2 protein-coding genes are annotated in these 3,578 nt (G+C 46.9%); both read right to left on the bottom strand.

Going from position 1 to position 3,578, the window contains the following annotated elements; translation table 11 throughout:
* Positions 1–109: 109 nt before the first annotated feature.
* Complete coding sequence (locus BLU17_RS31905) at positions 110–988, bottom strand: RelA/SpoT domain-containing protein (RefSeq protein WP_092006687.1); 879 nt, start codon at positions 986–988, stop codon at positions 110–112.
* Positions 985–3,102, bottom strand: coding sequence for an NACHT domain-containing protein (locus tag BLU17_RS31900; RefSeq protein WP_092006684.1), 2,118 nt, complete (start codon positions 3,100–3,102; stop codon positions 985–987). Before BLU17_RS31900 ends, BLU17_RS31905 begins: the two co-directional genes overlap by 4 nt.
* Positions 3,103–3,578 lie beyond the last annotated feature (476 nt).

The following is a 3,578-nucleotide window of genomic DNA, read 5'->3' as shown; positions in this document are numbered from 1 at the left end:
CGTGTGTCCAAAGTAGTCCCCACCACTTGAAGTAACGGGCATCACTTTGGACACCGGGACCAGCCCTGTCCATGCGGCCTTCAAATGACGCTTACGGTAGGCCTCATTGTCAAGCGGACACACCGGCGGCGACATCGTTCACTACGACAGGAGTGAGCGATAGAAGACATGGGTGTCGGGGGCCAGTTGCGTTCCAAAACAAGATCACGTTATCCGGTGTTATTGGCAGCTTTGGCTTGGCCCGTGACAACAATCTCAGTAGTTTAGGGCGATCAATCCTGAGCAATTCCTTCGCTACCTGTATGTCGGAGTTCAGTGCGTCGATTACGGGCTGAGTCATTGAACCTTTCAGCCTCATTCGAAGTATGCTCGGTAGCATCCCCTGCCAATTCTGTGATTTATAATGCCGGTATGAAAGTTCCTCAAAAACCTTTCCCATATTCCATTCAGATGTCTCCAGGGTAGCAACTATCCCATTCAATACCCTGCTGAGATCGTCATGGCCACTCCAATCATCTTTGGCTTTATATCGGAGATCGTGTTCGACTTCGTGCCAACCCTCTGAAAGGATGCTGCGCAACTGAACTTCGAATGTTAAATCTAATGGTGCGTCACCCCTAATTCTGGCGAAATTATCTGCCGCTTCATCTGCGAGGCGGAATACCAAATTGTAGCGCGTGACAGAAAACTGGTCGCTTTCAGGTCGATCAATAGTTGAGGCGTTTCTGTCGACCGCGAATCGAGACTCGAGAATCGATTTAACGATTGGAATGTCGTCTGGAAAATACAACGCAACTCGAACTCCAATGACGTCCTGGATCAATTTCCCACCAAGTTGATATTTACCAGGCTCTCGCTTGAGCTTCGATTCGAGTGAGGCAGGGTCTTTTCCTCGAGCAAAGACACGGAACAGCATGCCTATGCTAGATAACTGGTCCTCAATTTCGCGTCGCACCTCTTCCGCGATGTGTCCATATTGGCTTCTCATTGCGTCCTTCCCAAAATCTGCCGAATCTCGGGAAGTCGATCAAAATTTAACTCAACAAACGATGCGTTGTTGGGTTGAAGCAATATCCCTCTCTTTTTTAATTCGTGAATAGACTCGAATATTTCGTCGGGTCGGAAGCCGCCATGTCCATTGCAAATTCCAGATATTGGCCGATGTTTGTGCATGAGTTTCTCTCGACCGACTGGCCAGAATTTTTCGAGTACGTGCCTCTGGAGCAAATTTGATTGGTTAGAAAGATTATCAGCGGCACTGTGCCCAATATTCCCGATAGCATTTTTTATAAATTCACTATCGCCAATCTCGCCAAGAACGTATATTGGGCCAGCAGGAATTCCGGTCGCAACATTGTCGCCATAAAATTTGCAGTTTAAAAACGTCGCATAGGAAATGTTATCGAGTGCGAACTCGCAACTTCTAAAAGTGCAATCATTGAACTGAAAGCTGGCGATTTCTTTTTGGCCAAATTTTATCGCATCAAATTCAAGCCCTTCGGCTTCATCTGATTGAAGGGGGAAGTCTATCGCACCAATAAGTCGTGCCGTGAAATCTGCTTTGTAGGAGATCGGAGTGAAGTCCAATGACTGACGAATTCGATCAAGAAGCTCCCGTCTCTCGATTGGCGTTCGCGGACGATAAGAAGCTACAGCAGGCTCGAGAAAGCGTACGTCGTCGTTTAGCCATTCCTTATCCTGGAAAATATTCGCTGCCACAAAATAACCTAGAACAAATTCGTTGATGAAGCCAATTTTGTTCTCTTCCTTGTTGCTCCGATCGAGAAGCGCATGGCTTGCAATCTTATTGGCAATGAATTCTTTGTCCGGCCTTTCTGAGGATGGATAGCGTGCCAAAGCCTCTTCAATCTCTTGAATGCAATTTTTCAGTACCAAATCGACAATATAATCTCTTTGTTCCGATGTGTATCCACACGTAATCATGTCTCCCGCAACAGTCGTCAAAATTGACTTCTGCGTTTCGACATTCATCTGCAAGTCTTGCCTTACCCTTTCGCGTTCAAGCAAAAAGCTGAAATACCTCTCAACCAAATCTTGCGGTGATTCGATAGCTGCCTGAAATTTATCATGCGGAATGCAACGCAAATAGGAAAGTAATACAGGACTCGCCAGACTGTTTCTTATGTCCAAGGATGTAGCCTGAATGGCCTTGAGTCGATCTTCGGGTAACCAGTCAACGAGGGAAGGTTCGCCAATGCGGATCCTCACCAATTCAAATTCTTCTGAATGATCGGCAGCCCAAGTGTGAAATGCATCTCCTTCGAATAAAACCGTGCGACGAGTAGTGAGGACGATTTTTGCCTTTCCTGTCAGGAACTGACCGATGGTTTCGAGCATTGGCTCCTGGTTCTCGAAATCATCGACTTCGTCAGTTTTTCGCAATAGTTCATCGAATCCATCAAGAATGGTTACCACTCGTCCATTCACAATTTCAGATTGAACGAGTCGCGAACTTAACGTCGGAAATTTCCGATCGATTTCGTCAAGCAGAACATAACGAAATATCGGAGCCTTTCTATTTCTCGATAGCTCGGAAAAGAGCGGAAGATAGCTTTTCTCTTGTATTAGCTTGTGAACTATCTCATATGCAGTACAGGTCTTCCCAAACCCTGCTGCGGCCTCAATAAGGAACAAAATTGGGCGCGGCGAATTTAATCGAGCGACAACTTCTCCAGCGGGCGATTTGATGCCGCTCTTTCCGTTTACGCTGTAGGGCGCGTTTATATATTCGTAGCGCGCATCTTCAGCAAGAGATTTTACAATATTATTTGTGAATTGATTATAATCCTTCTCTAGCCTATCGAGAATTGAGGAGACAGAGAAGAATCCCTTGAATAGTTCATTTTCAGTCTGCTCTGGAGACAAAAAGCTTCGCACTGTGCATGCATAACCGCTTGCAGAGAAATCTTCAAAAGGTTTCTTGGTGTTAGCATTTGCGCTCAGCGGGACGATATCTGCGTTATCGAAGTACCCCGTCTTAAGGGTAAAGACGACAACGTCTTCCGGCTCGTACACCTTTGCAAGTTCGAATCCATATCGTTGGTATATTTCTTCTAGTTTTCGCTTGAACGGACTATCCATGCCCTATCACCCCGAAAGATGGCTATTATTATGAGATATTGTACTTCAGCTATCCCGGTCACAGAATGGGAGTCAACCGCCTTCTGTGGCTGTTCCCCGGCAGCGTGAGAATTCGTTGGCATGGGAAACCGGTATTCAGTGGCGCAACATCACGAAGGCGTGTAACACGGCCAAGTTGGAGGTCGTGGCACAAATTGATGACAGTGTGGCCGATGACTAGCCATTCAATTCGGTGGGGCGAGCGTCCGTTGCACCCCTGAAGTTGTTATTGCGGCTTCAGAAATCCAAACGGCAGTTGTGGGTCGATCACGGTCTTCGGCATCAAGCGGCTGGCTACCTGTGACCTGACCTGACTCTGACTGATAGATCACGTGTTGACTTAGAGCGGCTAACACAACCTGGACGTGAAGCCATGAAAGCCATATCCTGGCGACATGGCCAGACGAAAAATCAGTAACGAGTTATGGGCGGTGCTG

The organism is Paraburkholderia lycopersici, assembly GCF_900096975.1.
Classification (GTDB): Bacteria; Pseudomonadota; Gammaproteobacteria; order Burkholderiales; family Burkholderiaceae; genus Paraburkholderia; species Paraburkholderia lycopersici.
This window is presented reverse-complemented; position numbering and strand designations above follow the sequence as displayed.